This is a genomic window from Amycolatopsis taiwanensis DSM 45107 (assembly GCF_000519205.1).
GTDB classification, from domain to species: Bacteria; Actinomycetota; Actinomycetes; order Mycobacteriales; family Pseudonocardiaceae; genus Amycolatopsis_E; species Amycolatopsis_E taiwanensis.
In genome coordinates this window covers 231,956-249,599 of the sequence record NZ_JAFB01000008.1, presented here as the reverse complement: position 1 = coordinate 249,599, position 17,644 = coordinate 231,956, and the positions used below count along the sequence as shown (strand labels likewise).

At 68.6% G+C, this 17,644-nt stretch carries 19 protein-coding genes; 4 read left to right on the top strand and 15 right to left on the bottom strand.

Going from position 1 to position 17,644, the window contains the following annotated elements:
• Positions 1-14: 14 nt before the first annotated feature.
• A complete protein-coding gene (locus A3CU_RS0108090) occupies positions 15-1,631 on the top strand; it encodes an FAD-dependent monooxygenase (RefSeq protein ID WP_052371539.1) in 1,617 nt (538 codons plus the stop codon).
• A gap of 166 nt (positions 1,632-1,797) precedes the next feature.
• On the opposite strand, the gene A3CU_RS0108085 is transcribed toward A3CU_RS0108090, so the two are convergent.
• Together A3CU_RS0108085 and A3CU_RS55560 are read right to left on the bottom strand one after the other, a co-directional pair.
• Complete coding sequence (locus A3CU_RS0108085) at positions 1,798-3,069, bottom strand: HNH endonuclease signature motif containing protein (protein WP_027941863.1); 1,272 nt, start codon at positions 3,067-3,069, stop codon at positions 1,798-1,800.
• Between the two features lie 83 nt (positions 3,070-3,152).
• Positions 3,153-3,302 (bottom strand): helix-turn-helix domain-containing protein, encoded by a 150-nt coding sequence (locus tag A3CU_RS55560; RefSeq protein ID WP_156960279.1) that lies wholly within the window; start codon positions 3,300-3,302, stop codon positions 3,153-3,155.
• A 34-nt stretch (positions 3,303-3,336) separates the two neighbouring features.
• Between A3CU_RS55560 and A3CU_RS53860 the strand changes: the two genes are divergently transcribed.
• Positions 3,337-3,504: a hypothetical protein gene (locus A3CU_RS53860; RefSeq protein WP_156960278.1), complete on the top strand. Its 168-nt coding sequence runs from the start codon at positions 3,337-3,339 to the stop codon at positions 3,502-3,504.
• A gap of 25 nt (positions 3,505-3,529) precedes the next feature.
• On the opposite strand, the gene kdpC is transcribed toward A3CU_RS53860, so the two are convergent.
• From kdpC to A3CU_RS0108010, 12 genes are all read right to left on the bottom strand, one after another.
• Entirely contained in the window at positions 3,530-4,144 is a 615-nt protein-coding gene (gene kdpC, locus A3CU_RS0108070; protein ID WP_027941862.1) for a K(+)-transporting ATPase subunit C, read from the bottom strand.
• A 14-nt stretch (positions 4,145-4,158) separates the two neighbouring features.
• Positions 4,159-6,228 (bottom strand): potassium-transporting ATPase subunit KdpB, encoded by a 2,070-nt coding sequence (gene kdpB, locus A3CU_RS0108065; RefSeq protein ID WP_027941861.1) that lies wholly within the window; start codon positions 6,226-6,228, stop codon positions 4,159-4,161.
• Between the two features lie 35 nt (positions 6,229-6,263).
• The gene (gene kdpA / locus A3CU_RS0108060; RefSeq protein WP_027941860.1) at positions 6,264-7,925 is read right to left on the bottom strand and encodes a potassium-transporting ATPase subunit KdpA; all 1,662 of its coding nucleotides are present in this window, start codon (positions 7,923-7,925) and stop codon (positions 6,264-6,266) included.
• Positions 7,925-8,026, bottom strand: a complete 102-nt coding sequence (gene kdpF / locus A3CU_RS0108055) for a K(+)-transporting ATPase subunit F (protein ID WP_027941859.1) — start codon at positions 8,024-8,026, stop codon at positions 7,925-7,927. The genes kdpA and kdpF overlap by 1 nt, the downstream gene beginning before the upstream one ends.
• Positions 8,023-8,196: a hypothetical protein gene (locus A3CU_RS52245; RefSeq protein WP_156960277.1), complete on the bottom strand. Its 174-nt coding sequence runs from the start codon at positions 8,194-8,196 to the stop codon at positions 8,023-8,025. The genes kdpF and A3CU_RS52245 overlap by 4 nt, the downstream gene beginning before the upstream one ends.
• A gap of 32 nt (positions 8,197-8,228) precedes the next feature.
• Positions 8,229-8,693: a hypothetical protein gene (locus A3CU_RS43885; protein ID WP_052371538.1), complete on the bottom strand. Its 465-nt coding sequence runs from the start codon at positions 8,691-8,693 to the stop codon at positions 8,229-8,231.
• A 159-nt stretch (positions 8,694-8,852) separates the two neighbouring features.
• Positions 8,853-9,509, bottom strand: coding sequence for a glycoside hydrolase family 16 protein (locus A3CU_RS43880; RefSeq protein WP_169739603.1), 657 nt, complete (start codon positions 9,507-9,509; stop codon positions 8,853-8,855).
• A gap of 49 nt (positions 9,510-9,558) precedes the next feature.
• Complete coding sequence (locus A3CU_RS0108035; RefSeq protein WP_027941858.1) at positions 9,559-10,929, bottom strand: FAD-dependent oxidoreductase; 1,371 nt, start codon at positions 10,927-10,929, stop codon at positions 9,559-9,561.
• 206 nt (positions 10,930-11,135) lie between these two features.
• A complete protein-coding gene (locus A3CU_RS0108025) occupies positions 11,136-11,510 on the bottom strand; it encodes an MmcQ/YjbR family DNA-binding protein (RefSeq protein ID WP_043840757.1) in 375 nt (124 codons plus the stop codon).
• Positions 11,511-11,639: 129 nt separating this feature from the next.
• Positions 11,640-12,086 carry a DUF5709 domain-containing protein gene (locus A3CU_RS0108020; RefSeq protein ID WP_027941856.1) on the bottom strand — a complete coding sequence of 149 codons (447 nt, stop codon included), beginning with the start codon at positions 12,084-12,086 and terminating at the stop codon, positions 11,640-11,642.
• Positions 12,087-12,246: 160 nt separating this feature from the next.
• The gene (locus A3CU_RS0108015) at positions 12,247-13,098 is read right to left on the bottom strand and encodes an LLM class flavin-dependent oxidoreductase (RefSeq protein WP_027941855.1); all 852 of its coding nucleotides are present in this window, start codon (positions 13,096-13,098) and stop codon (positions 12,247-12,249) included.
• 107 nt (positions 13,099-13,205) lie between these two features.
• A complete protein-coding gene (locus A3CU_RS0108010; protein WP_027941854.1) occupies positions 13,206-14,399 on the bottom strand; it encodes an MFS transporter in 1,194 nt (397 codons plus the stop codon).
• Positions 14,400-14,466: 67 nt separating this feature from the next.
• Here A3CU_RS0108010 and A3CU_RS43875 point away from each other — a divergent pair, with 67 nt between their 5' ends.
• Positions 14,467-15,549 (top strand): ArsR/SmtB family transcription factor, encoded by a 1,083-nt coding sequence (locus A3CU_RS43875; protein ID WP_245616922.1) that lies wholly within the window; start codon positions 14,467-14,469, stop codon positions 15,547-15,549.
• On the opposite strand, the gene A3CU_RS0108000 is transcribed toward A3CU_RS43875, so the two are convergent.
• The gene (locus A3CU_RS0108000; RefSeq protein WP_027941853.1) at positions 15,460-16,326 is read right to left on the bottom strand and encodes an aldo/keto reductase family oxidoreductase; all 867 of its coding nucleotides are present in this window, start codon (positions 16,324-16,326) and stop codon (positions 15,460-15,462) included. The genes A3CU_RS43875 and A3CU_RS0108000 overlap by 90 nt on opposite strands.
• Before the next feature lie 647 nt (positions 16,327-16,973).
• On the opposite strand from A3CU_RS0108000, the gene A3CU_RS0107995 reads away from it, so the two are divergent.
• Positions 16,974-17,642, top strand: coding sequence for a TcmI family type II polyketide cyclase (locus tag A3CU_RS0107995; protein ID WP_027941852.1), 669 nt, complete (start codon positions 16,974-16,976; stop codon positions 17,640-17,642).
• Positions 17,643-17,644: the final 2 nt, after the last annotated feature.

Genomic DNA, 17,644 nt, shown 5'->3' with positions numbered 1-17,644 from the left:
CGGGAGAACTCACGATGTCCACCGATCCCCTGCCCGGCGCCTGGCCAGGCGCGCCGGTACTGGTCCTCGGTGCCGGCCCGGTCGGGCAGACCACGGCGCTGCTGCTCGCCCGGTGGGGCGTGCCGACGATCATGGTCGATCAGCGCCCGCACCGGGACCCGGTCGGCTCGAAGGCGATCTGCCAGCAACGGGACGTCCTCGACGTCTGGGAAGCGGTCGGCGCGGGCCGGCAGATCGCCGACGAGGGCGTCACCTGGACCACGGCACGCACGTTTTATCGCGACGACGAGCTGTTCAGCTACGACTTCGCCGAGCCGGGGCGGCCGGCGTTCCCGCCGTTCGTGAACATCTCCCAGACCCGGACCGAGGAGATTCTCGACGAGCGCATCGCCGCCGAGCCGCTGGTGGACCTGCGCTGGGGCCACCAGGTCGTCGCGATCGACCAGGACGCGACCGGTGTCACGGTGCAACTGGCCGATGGCGGGCAACTGCGCGGCTCGTATCTCGTGGTGTGCGGCGGGGCACGCTGCGACGAGCTCCGCAGCCTACTCGGGGTGAGTTTCGACGGGCACTCCTTCGACGACCGGTTCCTCATCTGTGACATCCGTACCGACCTGCCGACCTGGGCGACCGAACGCCGGTTCTACTTCGATCCGGAATGGAACCCCGGTCGCCAGGTGCTGATCCACCCCTGCCCGGACGACACCTTCCGGATCGACTGGCAGGTGCCGGCCGACTACGACCTCGACGCCGAGGCCGCCTCCGGCGCGCTCGACGCACGGATCCGGAAGATCATCGGTGATCGCGACTACGAGATCGTGTGGAAGTCCGTCTACCGCTTCCACTCCCGCGTGGTCGACCGCATGCGCCTCGACCGGATCCTCATCGCCGGGGACGCCGCTCACCTCGTCTCCCCGTTCGGCGCGCGGGGCCTGAACACCGGAGTCTTCGACGCGGAAAACGCCGCCTGGAAGATCGCCTATGTGGGCCACGGCTGGGCACCCGAGGCCTTGCTCGACACCTACCACACCGAGCGGCATGCGGCGGCCTGCGAGAACCTCGAGGTCACGACGGCGACCATGGACTTTCTCGTCCCACCGGACGAGGAACGAACGCGGCGACGCACCGACATCCTCACCCGTGCGGCCTCGGACCCGGCGGCCCGCGCGGACGTGGACTCCGGCCGGCTGTCCGAACCGTTCTGGTACGTCGACTCATCGTTGACCACGGCGGATCCCCGGCGTCCGTTCGCCGGGCGGCCGCCGCGCGGCCAGGTCCCGCCCGCCGGTCCGGGAGTGTTGCTTCCCGACGCGCCGATCGTCACGCCCGATGGCGATCATGGCCGGGCCCGCGCATTCGCCCGTGACGGCTTCCTGCTCCTGACCGGCGCCGGTACTGACGCCACCGTGGTGCGCGCGGCCGCCGCAGCGGTGCCCGGCCCGGTGTACGTACTCGCCCTCGACGAGATCGACCCCGACGGCACCCTGACCACCGCGCTGGGCGCCCGGCCCGACGAAGTGTGGGTGCTCCGGCCGGACGCCCACATCGCCGCCGTCCTCACCGAACCGGCCGGGGACGACATCACCGCGGCACTCACCCGCGCCACTGGACACCACGTCACGACCCAGTAGCACGATCGCGCATCGTGCGGCATTTCCGTTGTGGCGCGAGGGAAAGACGCAGAGGCCCGGATGAGGTGGCCCTACCAAGGATCACCCTCATCCGGGCTCCGCGCTGAGTACATTCCGGACTAGCACCCGGGCGACGGTGCTGTCTGTCCGGGTGCCGACCCTGTGGTTATGCGGCTTGTTGGTATCGGGGTGTGGTGGTGTGCGCGAGGTTGCGCATGGGTCTTCGTTGCTTGTCGATCCACGGTGGCGGGATGAATTCGGGCAGGTGCCCGTTCATCCGTACCTCCCACTGCGTGTGGTGAATCACCCGGTGATGCTTAGCGCACACGAGCACGAGATTGTCCACGTCGGTGCGCTTGTCCGTCGACCATGGCACGACGTGGTGCGGTGTCGTCCATTTAGGACCTCGGGTGCAGCCGGGGAAGGCGCATCCGCGGTCTCGGGCGGTGAGGTAGCGGCGTTGGGCAGGTGTGGCGAACCGGGAAGCATCGCCTACGTAGAGGGGTGCGGCGTTGTTGCCGAAGATCGCGGGCACCACCTTGGACTCGCAAGCCAGGCGGCGGAGCCCGTCGACGCTCGATATTCCGGGGATGTCGAGGAGGGCGTGCCGGGCGCGGTTCTCGAGTTCGGCGAGGGTGATGGACACGATCATCACCGCGCGCTCACCACCTTGGGTCGCCAACTCGTCGCAACGCGCGGCAAGGGCGATGATTTCGGCGAGGGCGTCTCCGGCGCGTTCGGCGGGGGTGCGGGTGTCGTGTTCGCCGGTCTCGGGGTTCTTGTGTGGTTTCGCCAGTGGCCCGAGTAGCCCGTCGAGTTCCTCGGCGGTTTCGGCGTCGAGTTCACCGCTGAAGCGGATGCTGCCGTCTTTGCGGCGCGTGATGTCCAACCGGCGCAACGGGTGAGCCTGCTCGCGTTCCTTGTCCTCCGGTGGTGCGGTGTCCTGCTCCCAGATCGCGCGCAGCCGACGGCCGGCTTTGCGCACCGCCTCCGGTCCGGCCTGTCGAGCCAGCTCCACCAGAATCCGCTCATCCGCCTCGCGCTGCTCGACCGGGATCTGTGCCGGGCACGCCTGCATGGTCGTGGTGATCGCGTGGACGTGTTCTGCGTTGATGTCCCCGGCGGTGAGGGCTTTGCCGGTGGCGGCCTGTGGTGGGGGTTGCGGCACCCCGGTCAGCGACGAGGACGCCATGGTGGCCGCGGCGTGCTCGATGCGTTGTTTAGCTTCCCGCGCAGAAATCCGCAACATATCCGTCAGGAACGCGGCCGTGTCCTTGAACCCCAAGGACTTCCCCAGCCCACGCTGCTCGCTCTCACCCACGATCGCGAGCATCTCGGCGTAGCCGGTCCGCAGCTTTTCCTCACACGCCACCAACAGAGCAGTCAGGTCCCCATCGGGAACCTGCCACAACCGGGAAACGGGAGCCTGCTCGGACATGCCACCATAATACCAAACGTAAGACATACGTTCGATACACGTTCGAGTGATCGAGGGCAGGTTCAAGTGGCGAGTGCACCAGGTTAGGTTGGCAAGTCTAGCTCAACCTCCCGAAACACCACCGAATGATCCCGACCGATCGAATCCCCAATCTCACGGTACGACATCCTCTTCTTGATCCCCAACGCGATCACCTCACGCTCCATCAGCTCCAACGGACGACCACGCCCCACCAGCCAGCTCCTCGCGCCACGAATCACGTTCTCCGTGGCTCTCGGCACGGCGCTGGACCCGATGACGCCGTGGGGGAACGGCCGCAGGTACCTCAACTTCCTTGCGGGCACCGACACCACCGACGCGACGGCCGAGTGCTTCGAGGCGGAGGCCTTGGCCTCCTCACCTACGCCTACCAGCGTCGTCGAGCGTCCGTTGTAGAGGTGCCCGGTCGGAGTCGTCCCGCCTAGGGATGCACCAGTTGTTGGACGGCGACGTTGAGGGCGAGCACGTTGACCGTCGGTTCACCGAGCACGCCCAGGGCGCGGCCTTGTACCTGGCCGTCGACGAGTTGGCGGACCTGTTGCTCGCTCAGCCCGTTTTCCCTTGCCACGCGGGAAATCTGCAGGTAGGCATAGGCGGGGCTGATGGCCGGGTCCAGGCCCGAGGCGGAGGCCGTCACCGCGTCCGGGGGAACCTGGTCGGCCGGCACGCCTTCGCGCTGGGCGATGGCGTCCCTGCGTTCCTGCACCAGTTGCACGAGCTTCGGGTTGTCGGCGGCCAGGTTCGACGCACCCGAGGTGGACGGGTCACCGGGCCCGAGCGGCTCGCCGGCGGTGCCCGACGGCCGGGTGTGGAACCACGGGTCGTGCCGGGGATCGGCGGGCGTGAGGTCGACGCCGATCTCCGCGGACCCGACGGGCTGCCCGTTGACGTACACAATGGACCCTTCGGCCTTGTTCTCCAGGCCTGGCAGGCGGGAAACCGACCACACGGCCAAGGGATACAGCACCCCGGCGAGCACCGTCAGCACCAGCATCAACCGCAGGCCGGCGCCGGCCTGTCGCACCATATTGGACAACCACTTCACGACATTCACCCGATTCCCGGAATGAGCCGGACCACGAGATCCACCAGCCAGATCCCGAGGAACGGCACGATGATCCCGCCGAGCCCGTAGACCAACAAGTTGCGTCGCAGCAGGCCGCGGGCGCTGGTGGGCCGGTAGCGCACGCCGCGCAGCGCAAGCGGGATGAGCGCGACGATGATGAGCGCGTTGAAGATCACCGCCGAGAGGATCGCCGAGGTCGGCGAGTGCAGGCGCATGATGTTCAGCGCGTTCAGTTGCGGATAGATGGCGACGAACATCGCGGGCAGGATGGCGAAGTACTTCGCGAGGTCGTTGGCGATGCTGAAGGTGGTCAGCGCGCCGCGGGTGATCAGCAGTTGCTTGCCGATCTCCACTATCTCGATCAGCTTCGTCGGGTTGGAGTCGAGATCGACCATGTTGCCGGCTTCCTTGGCCGCCATGGTGCCGGTGTTCATCGCCACCCCGACGTCGGCCTGCGCGAGCGCGGGCGCGTCGTTGGTGCCGTCCCCGGTCATCGCGACCAGCTTGCCGCCGGCCTGCTCGGCGCGGATCAGGGCCATCTTGTCCTCGGGCTTGGCCTCGGCGAGGAAATCGTCCACCCCGGCATCGGCCGCGATCGCCTTGGCGGTCAAGGGATTGTCGCCGGTGATCATGACGGTCCGGATGCCCATCGCGCGTAGCTGGGCGAACCGCTCGCGGATGCCCGTCTTGACGACATCGGAGAGCTGGATGACGCCCCGCACGATCGCGGTGCCGTTGACCTGCTCGGCGACCACCAGCGGGGTGGCGCCCTGTTCGCCGATGGAGTCGGCGATGCGGTGCACCTCGTCCGGCACCACGCCGCCGTGCTCCGCCACCCACGAGCGCACCGCGGTGGCGGCCCCCTTGCGGACCTGCCGCCCGTCCAGGTCGGCGCCGGACATGCGGGTCTGCGCGGTGAACGCGACGAACTGCGCGGCACGTTCGTGCTCGCTGGGCTTGCCGGCCAGGCCGTACTCGCGCACGCACAGGTCGACGATGCTGCGCCCTTCCGGGGTGCCGTCGGCGAGGCTGGACAGCCGGGCCGCCATCGCGAGGTCCTCCACTGTGGAGGAACCGACCGGAAGCAACTTCGTGGCCTGACGGTTGCCGTAGGTGATGGTGCCGGTCTTGTCCAGCAGCAGCGTGTCCACGTCCCCGGCGGCCTCGACCGCGCGGCCGGACATGGCCAGCACGTTGCGCTGCACCAGCCGGTCCATCCCGGCGATGCCGATCGAGGAGAGCAATGCGCCGATCGTGGTCGGGATCAGGCACACCAGCAACGCCGTGAGCACGATCACCGACTGCATACGACCGGAGTAGCCCGCCATCGGCTGCAGCGCGACCACCGCGACCAAGAAGGTGATGGTCAGCACCGCGAGCAGGATGTTCAGCGCGACCTCGTTCGGCGTCTTCTGCCGGTTCGCGCCCTCCACCAACGCGATCATCCGATCCACAAAGGACTCTCCGGGCCGGGTGGAGATCTTCACCACGATCCGGTCCGACAGCACGGTCGTCCCACCGGTCACGGCGGACCGGTCGCCGCCGGACTCCCGGATCACCGGGGCCGACTCGCCGGTGATCGCGGACTCGTCCACGGTCGCGATGCCTTCGACCACGTCACCATCACCGGGGATCACCTCCCCGGCCTCGACCACGACCAGGTCCCCGATCGCCAGGCCGGCGCCGGGTACCCGTTCCTCGGTGCCGTCGGTGCACAGGCGCCTGGCGACGGTTTCGGTCTTGGTGCGGCGCAGGGTCTCCGCCTGTGCCTTCCCCCGGCCTTCGGCGACGGCCTCGGCGAGGTTGGCGAACACCACCGTGAACCACAGCCAGATCGTCACCCCGATGGTGAACACCGACGGCTGGGTAACGGCGAACACCGTGGTCAACAGCGAACCCACCCACACCACGAACATCACCGGATTGCGCATCTGGTGCCGCGGGCCGAGTTTGCGCAGCGCGTCCGGCAGCGAGACCAGCAACTGCCGCGGGTTGAACACGCCCGCCGACACCCGTCCCGCGTGCCCGGTGGTGGCAGGCTCCTGGAGGTCCATACGACTCGATTCCTGGTTCGGTTTGGTGACGGCCGTCATGAGAGAGCCTCCGCGATCGGGCCGAGGGCCAGGGCCGGCACGAAGGTCAGCGCGGCGACCAGGAGGACCGTGCCGCCGAGCATCGTGGAGAACAGCGGGCCGGTCGTGGGCAGCGTGCCCGCCGAGACCGGGACCTTCTTCTGCCGCACCAACGCGCCGGCCAGCGCGAGGGTGGCGAGGATCGGGATGAACCGGCCCAACAGCATCGCAATGCCCAAAGTGGACTCGTAGAAGTTGTTCGTCACGGTCAACCCGGCGAACGCGCTGCCGTTGTTGTTCGCTGTGGACGTGTAGGCGTAGAGCACTTCGGACAGTCCGTGCGCACCCGGGTTCGACAGCGAACTGCCGGTCACGGAAGGCAGAGCCAGCGCCAGCCCGGTCCCGATCAGCACGACGACGGGCATGGTCAGCATCGAGATCGCCGCGAAGGTGACCTCCCGCCGCCCGAGCTTCTTGCCCAGATACTCCGGCGTACGGCCGACCATCAGCCCGGCGAGGAACACCGCGATGATCGCCATCACGAGGATCCCGTAGATGCCGGTGCCCACCCCGCCGGGCGAGACCTCCCCGAGCATCATCTGAAACATCGGGCCGGCGCCGCCCAGACCGCTGAAGCTGTCGTGCATCGAGTTCACCGCACCGGTCGAGGTGCCGGTGGTGCTGGTCGCGAACAGGGTCGAGGCGGGAATTCCGAACCGGGTTTCCTTGCCCTCCATGGCGGCGCCGGCCAGCAGGGCGGCCGGGCCGTTCGGGTGCGCCTCGGCCCACCACGTCACCGCGAGCACGCCGGCCCACAGCACGCCCATCACCGACAACAGGACGTACCCCTGCCGCTTGTTGCCGACCATGATTCCGAACGTCCGCGTCAGGGCGACCGGAATGCACAGGATCAGGAAGATCTCGACCAGGTTCGACCACGAGTTGGGGTTCTCGAACGGGTGGGCGGCATTGGCGTTGAAGATGCCGCCACCATTGGTGCCCAGTTCCTTGATGACCTCCTGGCCGGCCGCCGGCGCGATCGCGATCGAGTGCTGCGCGCCGTCCAGCCCGGTGACCGGGATGTTCTCCTGCAGGCTCATCGTCACGCCGAGACCGACCAGCACGATCGCGAACACGAACGAGATCGGCAGCAGGATCCGCACCACGGCCCTGGTCAGGTCGACCCAGAAGTTGCCAAGCCGGTCACCCGCGTGCCGGACGAACCCGCGGATCAGCGCGACCGCGACCGCGAGTCCCATCCCCGCCGAGACGAAGTTGTGCACGGTGAGCCCCAGCATCTGCACCAGATGCCCCATCACCGACTCGGGCACGTAGGACTGCCAGTTGGTGTTGGTGGCGAAGCTGACCGCGGTGTTGAACGCCATCTCCGCCGGAATGCTGCGCCCGAAGCTCAACGGCAACAACGGCTGCAAGCGCTGCAGTGCGTACAACAACAGCGCCGACACCAGTCCGAACGCCAGGACCCCCAGCGCGTATGTGGTCCACCGCTGCTCCGAGGACGGGTTCACCCGCACCAGCCGGTAGATCACCCGCTCGATCCGCCAGTGCCGGTCCGTGGTGAACACTCGCGCCATGAACCCGCCGAGCGGCCGGTATACCACGGCCAAGGCCACCACCAGGATGCCGGCCTGCGCCAGGCCGGCCCACGTGTCGCCCATCAGAACTTCTCCGGCCGGATCAGCGCGTAGAACAGATAGACGATCAACGCCAGGGCGATGGCGCCGCCCGCGATGTTCGCAATCAAGCCGGTGCCACTCACAATCGCTCCAATCCCCGCAACACCAGACCCAGCACCGCGAAGATGCCGATCAGGAGCAGCACATAGAGCACATCGGCCATGTGCTCGCCTCCGTCTTCTTCCGTGCGGCCGCCCCGTGGCTGCCGCGCCGGACGAGCATGCAGGCTCGAATCACCCGATCGGGGACGCACATACCTTTTCTTAACGCCGGCTCTAGTCGCCTTCACGCACCTTTAATGCGGCCTCCGTCAGGCGGTCGGCTGTCCCCTTCTTTCGTGGCGTTACCGTGCGCCACAACGCCTTCCCCTGGGCCATCGGGCAAAATGGATCGCCGCCGGGCGAGCACCATCCGCACGGTTCCGGCGATGGCCACCACCGTCACCGCGGTTCCCACCAGTACCACTGCCGCGCCCGCCGCACCGGCGTTGAACACCAGGCCGCCCGTCCGGCCGAGCACGAAACTGTCGTGCAGGCCCCAGCTGACGGCAGCGGTCGCGAGCGCGGCCGGCAGCGTCGTCACCGCCGAGATCACGGCCACCGCCAGTGCGAGCAGTACCACCGACCGGACCGGTTGAGCGGTCGCGCCCGCCGCCACCGCGACAATGGTGACGCCGATCGCCACCACGAACCCGAGCGGGAACCCGAATCCTCCGGAAACCGGAGGAGGCGGCCAGTCAAGCTTCCGCATACTTCGATTGCACACCACAATCCGACCGGCCCGGGTGACCGGTGCCACCACCCTTGCGCTCGCGGCACCGGTTTTGACGCGTTCTTGACGGCCTCGGCAGGCGTCGACACGGAGTCCGGGGCTTGCGCCCATACGGGGTCTCTCGGGGCTGTCCCCGGACTACACCGCGTACATGCGGACCCAGTCGACCTGAAAGCTGGTCGGTATGCGGCCGGCCTTCACCGGCGCGTTGTTGTTCTGCTGCAAGGTCAGGTGCATCGGGCCGGTCGGGATATGGAACCGGTCGGTGTCGGAGAACCACGCGCGACCGTCGATGGAGTAGGTGATCGCGGTGGGAGACCACGCGACGGAGTAGACGTGCCACTGCGTCATGTCGACCTTCGTCATGGCGCTGGTCCGGTCGTTGCGGGCGCCGTGGTGCACGAAGCCGCTGGTCATCTGCCGGGTCGGGTCGTAGTTCTCGGTGAAGTCGAGCTCGCCGGCCGCCGGCCACCCGGCGTCGTCCTCGGGCCACAACAGGAACACCGAGTTGACCTGCGGGTCGGCCGGCGCGTCGAACCGGGCGGAGACTTCCCAGATGCCGTAAGTCTGGTCGGTGGTGTGGGCGATGCCGGGGATGGCTCCGTCGCTGCTGGTCGAGCCGGTGAGGATCCCCCCGGCCACGGTCCAGGCGGCCGCGGACCAGGTTTCGCCCGAGCTGGCCTGGTATCCGTCGTAAACCGCCCAATGCCGGGTGTCGAGGGCGGTGCCGGTGAAGTCGTCTTCGAAGACCAAGGTGGGCGTCTTCTGTTGCGTGCACGCGGACGCGACGACCACCGCTACAACGGTGATCGTGACGACGCGGAGGAGCTGACCCGCTCGGTGCTCAGCCCTCGGCATCGTCGGGGTTCAGCGCGATCCGCAGCAACTCGTCGTGGCTGCACAGCTTCACCCGGGGGCGTCCGTGCGGCTCGCCGGCGGCCCGCTCGGCCGCATCGATCAGCTGCCAGCCCTGCTCGGTGACCAGTCCGGGCTGTCGCTCGGCGAGCCACTTCTCGATGGCGGCGGGGTCGTCGCCACCGTGCCGCCGCAACTCGCCGCTGTCCAGATCGGTCAGCAGCCGGCGCACCGTCTCCGCGGCGTCCTTCTTGTTGGTGCCGATGATCCCGGTGGGGCCCCGCTTGATCCAGCCGACCACGTACTCCCGCTCGCCACCGGCGACCTTGCCCTGCTCGTTCGGGATGATCGCGCGGCGCTCGTCGAACGGCAGGCCGGGCAGCGGCATCCCACGGTAGCCGACCGCGCGCAGCACGAGACCGGTCTCCACCACCTCCCGCTCGCCGGTGTCGCGCGCGCTGACCCGGCCGTCGTCACCGGTGAGAAGCTCGTTGCGGCCCAGCACGAGTTGCTCGACGCGCCCGGCGCCGCGCAGTTCGACCGGCGACCGCTGGAAGCGCAGCGTGATGTGCCGCCGGCCCGGTTCGGGCGCGCTGGCCGCGTACTCCCGCAGCACCTTGAGGTTGCGCTGAACCACCCTGGGCAGGCCGTCCTCACCGGGGGTTTCCGCGACCTCGCCGGGGTGCACGTCCACGCCCGACTCGGTGAACTCGGGCAGCTCCCGCAGCTCGGGAGTGGTGAACGAGGCCTGCGCGGCGCCGCGGCGGCCGACCACCATGACCTCCCTGATTTCGCTGTGCCGCAACGCCTCCAGCGCGTGGTCGGCGATGTCGGTCCTGGCCAGCCGGTCCACCGGCGAGCAGAGGATGCGGGCCACGTCCAGCGCCACGTTCCCGTTGCCGATCACCACGGCCCGCTCGCACGAGAGGTCGTAGGACAGGTGTGAGAAGTCGGGGTGACCGTTGTACCAGCGCACGAAGTCCGCCGCGGCGACGCTGCCGGGCAGGTCCTCACCGGGAATGCCGAGCTTGCGCTCCCCCTCGGTGCCCACGGCGTAGATGACCGCGTCGTAGCGCGAGGTGAGCTCTTCGCGCGTGACGTCGCCACCCACGTCGACGTTGCCGAAGAACCGGAACGACTCGTGGGCGGCGATCCTGGCGTAGGCCGACGACACCGACTTGATCTTCGGGTGGTCCGGTGCCACCCCCGATCGCACCAACCCCCACGGCGTGGGCAGCCGCTCGTACATGTCGATCCGGACGTCCACCCGATCCTGGTCGAGCAGCGCGCCGGCCGCGTAGAAGCCGGACGGTCCGGAACCGACGATGGCAACGCTGAGCGGGTCCTCGCTCGCCGCCATGGGCTTCACCTCCCGGTGACGTGACTGGGCGTGCGACACCACCCCACCGACCGGCGAGCGCTGCGCACGCGGTGGTGAACCGGTCCCGCTAGATCACGATAGCCTTGCCGCGACCCGAATCGGCGTCTTCGGACATCTTGTCGCGCGTCTGGAGGTTGCGACAAGTGACGTTTTGTTCACGTTCGAACACGTTCCCGCCCCGCCCATCACTGCTCCTCACTCAGCGCGACCCACCCGAGCTTCTCCCGGACGCGGCGGGGCAGCCCGGCGACGACGAGGTCGTAGGAGTCCTCGATCAACTGCAGAACGAGGGAGTCCGGCACCGAACCGTCGACGACGACGGTGTTCCAGTGCCGCTTGTTGAGGTGGTAGCCGGCGGTGATGGCCGGATGGGTGGCGCGGAGGTGAAGTGCCAGTTCCGGCTCGCACTTGAGGCTCACCCGCAACGGGGTGCCGGCCAGCGCGCTGAGCGCGAACATCTTTCCCTCGACCTTGAACACGCTGTTGGCTTCGCCGAAGGGAAATTCCTCGCGCGCCTTGGGCAGCGCCAGGCACGCGGCCTTGAGTTCCTGCGGAGTCACGCCCCCGAACCTAGTTGAGACCGCTGACATTCCACGCATGGTCGTGGCGGCCGGCGATTCCGCCTCAGGCGCACGGCATCCCGTCCACCGGCGCCGAAGTGACCATTGTGGACATGATCGGCGTCCGGGCTACCCCTGAGTCGGGTCCTCGATCACGTGGACGGCGGCCTCTTCGGCGGATGCCGCCGCACCGTCGATACCGACGTCGTGGGCGACCAGCTCCTCCTCGGTGTGCCGGATGTCGCCCTCGTCGAAGGCCACGAGCCGCCCGGAACGGGCGTAACCGACCTCGTCGTCGTACGGCTCGCCGTCGGTGCCGGCCGCATCGCCGATCCCGTCCCCGTCATCCGGGTTGTCCGCCAGGGCGTCGGGCAGTTCGCGGGCCAGCCGCGCGTCCAGGCCCTCCCCCTGCGCCACCTCGCTCGCGGTCACTCCCCAGTCACCGACGGCCCACGGGCGTTCCGGGGGTGAGTAGCCTTCGTCCAGCGGATCCTCGGGGCCGCGGGTGTCGAGGGTGTCCGCCGCGTCCAGTTGTTCGAAGACGTCGTCGTCGACGTCGTCAGGCCAGTCGGCCATCGGGTCCTCCTTGCCTACCTTCGGACCGCTGACGTGGGTTCGCGCTGTGGTGAGCCGACGATCCTCCGGCGATGCTCGTTCCACCTTTGTGGTCAGCGAACCACGCCCTCCCGGCGTTCGGAAAGAGCACAAGGGATGCAGGGACCAGGAGCGACCTTGCTCAGAGCACCGCGTCGGCGAGCGCGGCGACATCGTCCAGGTTGTCGGTGCCCGGGTTGAACACCAGCTCGTCGGCGCCGAGGTCGGCGAAGTCCTGCACGGCCTGGCGCAGTTCCTCCGGCGTGGTCCGGACGGTGCCGGCGACCATGTCCGCCATCTCGCCGAAGTTGCTGTAGTAGTCGCGTATTTTGGCGCGGCCCTGGTCGGGATCGCCCAGCGCGAAGTAGGCGATGGCCACCAGCCGCGGCTGGCCCTGACGGCCGTGCTCGCTCCACGCGGCGCGGGCCTTGCCGAACGCGTCGGCCACCACCGGTACCGGCATCGAGCCGCCGATGTAGCCCTCGCCCCAGCGGGCCATCCGGGCCAGTGCCGCCGGGGCGAACCCGCCGAAGAGCAACGGCACCTGCCGGGTGCCGGGCGGGACCGCCGCGTTGTCCCCGCCACCGACCAGGTCGCCACGCCAGACACTGCGATAGGTCTCCAGGTCGGCGTCGATGCGCTTGCCGAGCCCCTTCGGGCCGAGACCGTCGACCACGAAGTCGTCGGGACGAGCCCCGATGCCGATACCCAGGGTCAGCCGGTTTCCGGAGACACCGTCGATCCCGGCGACCTCCTTGGCGAGCAGGGTCGCCGGCCAGACGGTGCCGATCAGGACGTTGCTGAGCAGCCCGATACGCTGCGTGGCCCCGGCCGCCGCGGCGAGGGCGACGGTGTCCATCACCCCCGGGTAGGCCGTGCGCCCGACCGTACCGAGCGTGGAAAAGCCGGCCTCCTCGGCACGCCGGGCCCACTCCGGAACCACCCGGGGGTCGACGTCGCGCACCTGGTTGGGCAACCCGATTCCGATCTTCATGTACTACCCCTTCCCTGAACCACCCATCGCGCCGGGAACGGGCAGGATCCCGGTTGTTCACGAGGATAGACATGGTCCGTACCAGGCCGGACTCGCCGGGTGCACGGTCAGTCACGGGGAGCACGAATCAGCGTGGACATCGCGGCCAGCAAGGCGATTCCCCGCAGCGCGCCCGCGATCGGGTACGGCGCGCGTAATCCGAACAGGCTGGCGGCGAGGCCGCCGGCCAGTGCCCCGAGCGGGATCAGGCCCCAGCCGAGCATCTTGTAAACGCTGTTGACACGGCCGAGCAGGTCGGCAGGCACGAGACGCTGCCGGAGGCTGACGGTCACGATGTTCCAGAGGGTGGTGGCAAAGCCGTTGGTGGCCAGGAGAGCGGCGAGCACGACCGCGTTCGGGCTCAGCCCGATCCCGGCGAAGATGACGACGTTCGCGCCGAGCGCGGTGATCAGGGCGCCGGTCGCGCCGATCCGGGCGACGAGCCGCGCATTGACCACGGCACCGACCAGGCTGCCCAGTGCGGCGCCGGCCAGCAGCAAGCCGTAACCACGTGCGCTCAGGTGCAGCGTCTGGGTTGCCAGCAGCACCAGCGTCGCATTGCCGAGCTGGCTGCAGAAGTTGTTCACCGCGAGCAAGATGGCGAGGGTGCGCAACAGCCGGTGACGGGCCAGCCAGCGCAGACCGTCGGCAACCGCCGTGCGAATCGGCGGGTGCTCGATACGTGGGCTCCGACACCGCGGCAGTGCCGACACCAGCAGGGCGGACAGGGCGAAAGAGGCGGCATCGAGCCCAAGGGGCAGCGCCGCGGCGGCGGTGAACAGCAGGCTTCCCAAGGGCGGTCCCACGAACTGCTGGCCGATCGCGGTGATCGCCTGTTGGTGACCGTTCGCCTTGTGCAGCAAGGCTTTCGGGACGATGTCCGGCAGGATCGCCTGCGCGGCGTTGGCGAACACGACCTCGCACGCGCCCAGACCGAAGGCCGCGGCCGCGAGCGCCGGGATCCCGGCCCGGCCGGACGCGACCAGCACCGCGGTGGCGGCGACGATCAGCGCCTGGATCGCCTGTGCTCGCCACATGAGGCTCGCGCGGTCGCGCCGGTCGACAAGTGCGCCGGCGGGGAGGGACAGCAGTAGCCACGGCAGGTACGTCGCGGCGGACACGATCGACACGAGCCGGGCATCACGCGTGACCGCGACGGCGAGCAATGGAACGGCGGCGGCGAACGCCCCGTCTCCGATGGCGTCGACGCCCGCCGCCCACCACACCCGCCAGTAGGCGGAGGGAAGCCCGATTCCGGTCACGTCGGCATCGTGGAATCCCCGGCGGCGGTGACGACACCATTTAGCCGGAGGCTACATACTCGCGATCGTGACCTTGACAGTCGAACTCGGCGTGGCCGAGCTGGCGGCGACCCGGTTCGCGATCTCACCGCTGTCGGAAACGGTGTCCAGCCTGCAGCAGCTCGCCGGGCACGACCGTCAGCCGAGCAATGTCCGCTGGCTGCGCTGGGCTGTGGGGGAACTCGCCAAGGAGCCGCTGGGCCTCTCTCATACCTGGCCCCTGATAGCAGGCAACCTGCCGAGTTCGCCATCGTTCCTCGTGCCCGCCCCGGCCGGTCCTCGACCGTCCATCGAGGACGACCTGGTGGCGTTGCGGCAAACGACCGCCGGCCAGGTACGCGCCAGCCTTCGTCGCGTGTTCGGCGACCGGCTCCCGGACGCTGTCGCTGCGCTTGCCGGCCAACCCGCGGTCGGCCTGCGGACGGTCGCCGCGGAACTGCGTGCGGCACATGATCGGCTCATCGCACCGCACTGGCCACGGATGAGAGCCGTCCTCGAGGCGGACATCGCCTATCGCGCGAAGCAGTTGGCCGCAGGCGGTGCCGAGAGGTTGTTCGCCGGCCTGCACCGGGACCTGCGCTGGCACGACGGCCGCCTGATCCTGGGTGAACCTTGGTCGGAGGGCGAGCGCGTCGTGAACCGTGGCCCCGGCGGGCTGGTCCTCATCCCGGTCGCGCTCGGCTCGCCCCACGTGCTGATCAAGCTGAACACGACCACTCAGACAACGGTGCGGTACCCGGCCCGCGGCACCGGGACGTTGTGGGACAGCCAGACACGGGCACCGGCGGGCAGCACGGTCAGGTTGCTTGGCCGCGCGCGGGCGGAACTCCTCGAGGCACTGCGTTCCCCCGCGACGACGACCGAACTGGCCCGCCGGCTCCGCGTCACACCCAGCGCGGTTTCACAACAACTGCGTGTGCTCCGCGAGAGCGGGCTCGTCGCGCGGGAGCGGTCCGGCCGCACCGTGCTGTACGCGACCACCGCTCTCGGGGAGTCTCTGGCCGAGGACAGGGACAAGCGTTCATGCGATGCGATTCAGCTCGGCCAGTTCGTCCTCGGGAAGCCTCAGCGCGGCGGCGGCGACGTTGTCGCGCAGATGCGCGACCGATGAGGTGCCGGGAATGAGCAGGATGTTCGGGGAGCGCTGGAGCAACCATGCCAGCGCGACGGCCATCGGCCCGGCGCCCACCCGGGCGGCCACCGCGTTCAGCTCCTCGGACTGCAGCGGGGAGAAGCCGCCGAGCGGGAAGTAGGGCACATAGGCGATTCCTTGCGCGGCAAGGGAATCGATCAGGTCGTCGTCGGCGCGGTGGGCGAGGTTGTAGTTGTTCTGCACGCACACGATCGGCGCGATCGCCTGGGCTTCGGCGATCTGCTCGCGGTTGACGTTGCTCAGCCCGAGATGCCTGATCAGCCCCTCCCGCTGCAACTGGGCGAGCACGGTGAACGGCTCGGCGATGGAACCTGGTTCGGGGCTGTCGAATCCGCCGACGCGCAGGTTCACGACGTCGAGGGCCTCCAGTCCCAGATGGGCCAGGTTGTCCTGGACGGCCTGGCGCAGCTGCTCGGGCGCGAGCGCCTTGGGCCAGTTTCCCTCGGCGTCGCGCAACGCTCCGACCTTCGTCACGATGTGCAGGTCGTCCGGGTAGGGGTGCAGGGCTTCTTTGATGATCTCGTTGGTGACGTACGGGCCGTAGAAGTCGGCGGTGTCGATGTGCGTGATGCCCAGCCGAACCGCCTCGCGCAGCACCGCCACGGCTGCGTCGCGGTCGGCCGGCGGGCCGAAGACGTGCGGGCCGGCCAGTTGCATGGCGCCGTATCCCATCCGCGTGACCGTCAGGTCCGCGGCCAGGCTGAACGTTCCGCCGGGAAGCGCGGTTGCTGTCATGAGCATTCCTCTCCACATGGTTCCGCGCGCAACGATTCCATACTCGGTGCTGAACCCGGATTTCGGGCGCCCGGACCGGGGACACGGGCATGCGAAACAATTCCCTCGGCTGCTGATATTCGGGTGACACCGCGCGCAGGACGATGGCCCAACGTGTCTCGGTAATCACGAGGAGTCACCTACTCACTCGGGAATCGCCCGGGCAGAGCGCCTGCGGGTGACACGGTGGTCTTCCCATCGACATGGCCGCCGGGGGCCGCCCAAGAAACCGCCTTGACCTGCGGATTTGTTGCAGCGCAGGCGGAATTCGCGGGAGGGTGAGGGTGACCCGGCCCGGCGGTAGCACATACGCAGCGTGGAGAAGATCTCAGTCGTCGATACTCCAGGTAGTGGCCTGTCGCCCAGCTGTGCTCTCAGGTCACGCCGATCGGGTGAAGACCCCCTCGGCATTCTCAGGCTTTACTCATTTCACGTGAGGTCGTATTAACCGGACCCGTTCCCCATCCGGAGTCAAACGAATTTCCCGTCCCAGGATTGCCAGCGCCGGCATTCGCCCACTTCGTGGGATCCGCGGACGGCCGAGTACGACCACGCGAAAGTCCGCGCGTCGAGCGGAATTCTTTCCAGCCGTCAGCCAAGGAGCAGCCATGACTTTTCGCAGCGTGATTGTCGCCCGAATTGTCCCGGGCAGTGAGGACAAGGTCGGTGACGTCTTCCGTTACTACGACGAAACGACCCGGCCGCAGGACTTCGACGTGATCGGGCGAACCCTGCTCTCGCTGGACGACCTCTACATCCACATCATCGAGCGCTCGGTGGATCCGAAGGTGTCCGGCAAGACTCGCGGGCACCCCGCCTTCAAGGAGATCAGCGAGGCCATCGCCCCGTACGTGACGCCGTATCCGAAGGACTGGAAAGCGCCGTCCGACTCGGTGGCCAAGGAGTTCTACCGCTGGATTCCGGGCCGTAAGCCGCCCTCGGGCAGCACGAGCCAGATCGTCATCGCCGCGCACATCAAGCCCGGCGCCGAGCCGGACGTCGCGCGAATCTTCCGCGAATCCGACGCCGGAGAACTGCCGGCCCAGATGGGCGTCGCCGGCCGCTGGCTGTACTCGATCGACGACGTCTACCTGCACCTGCTGGAGCGGACCGACCCGGCGTTCAACGAAGCGGTGCGGGAGAACCACGACCAGCCGGCCTTCGCTCAGATCATGGCCGATCTTCGCCCCTACATCAGCGCGTACAGCCCGGACACCTGGACCAGCCCGGTTGATGCGGTTGCCAGGGAGTTCTACCGCTGGCGGGCCGACGGCTGATT

Excerpts from the sequence above, each read along its gene's own strand:
- A3CU_RS0108090 (WP_052371539.1), top strand. The coding sequence starts at position 15 with ATGTCCACCGATCCCCTGCCCGGCGCCTGGCCAGGCGCGCCGGTACTG.
- A3CU_RS0108085 (WP_027941863.1), bottom strand. The coding sequence starts at position 3,069 with ATGTCCGAGCAGGCTCCCGTTTCCCGGTTGTGGCAGGTTCCCGATGGG.
- kdpB (WP_027941861.1), bottom strand. The coding sequence starts at position 6,228 with ATGGACCTCCAGGAGCCTGCCACCACCGGGCACGCGGGACGGGTGTCG.
- kdpA (WP_027941860.1), bottom strand. The coding sequence starts at position 7,925 with ATGGGCGACACGTGGGCCGGCCTGGCGCAGGCCGGCATCCTGGTGGTG.
- A3CU_RS43885 (WP_052371538.1), bottom strand. The coding sequence starts at position 8,693 with ATGCGGAAGCTTGACTGGCCGCCTCCTCCGGTTTCCGGAGGATTCGGG.
- A3CU_RS0108035 (WP_027941858.1), bottom strand. The coding sequence starts at position 10,929 with ATGGCGGCGAGCGAGGACCCGCTCAGCGTTGCCATCGTCGGTTCCGGA.
- A3CU_RS0108020 (WP_027941856.1), bottom strand. The coding sequence starts at position 12,086 with ATGGCCGACTGGCCTGACGACGTCGACGACGACGTCTTCGAACAACTG.
- A3CU_RS0108015 (WP_027941855.1), bottom strand. The coding sequence starts at position 13,098 with ATGAAGATCGGAATCGGGTTGCCCAACCAGGTGCGCGACGTCGACCCC.
- A3CU_RS0108000 (WP_027941853.1), bottom strand. The coding sequence starts at position 16,326 with ATGACAGCAACCGCGCTTCCCGGCGGAACGTTCAGCCTGGCCGCGGAC.
- A3CU_RS0107995 (WP_027941852.1), top strand. The coding sequence starts at position 16,974 with ATGACTTTTCGCAGCGTGATTGTCGCCCGAATTGTCCCGGGCAGTGAG.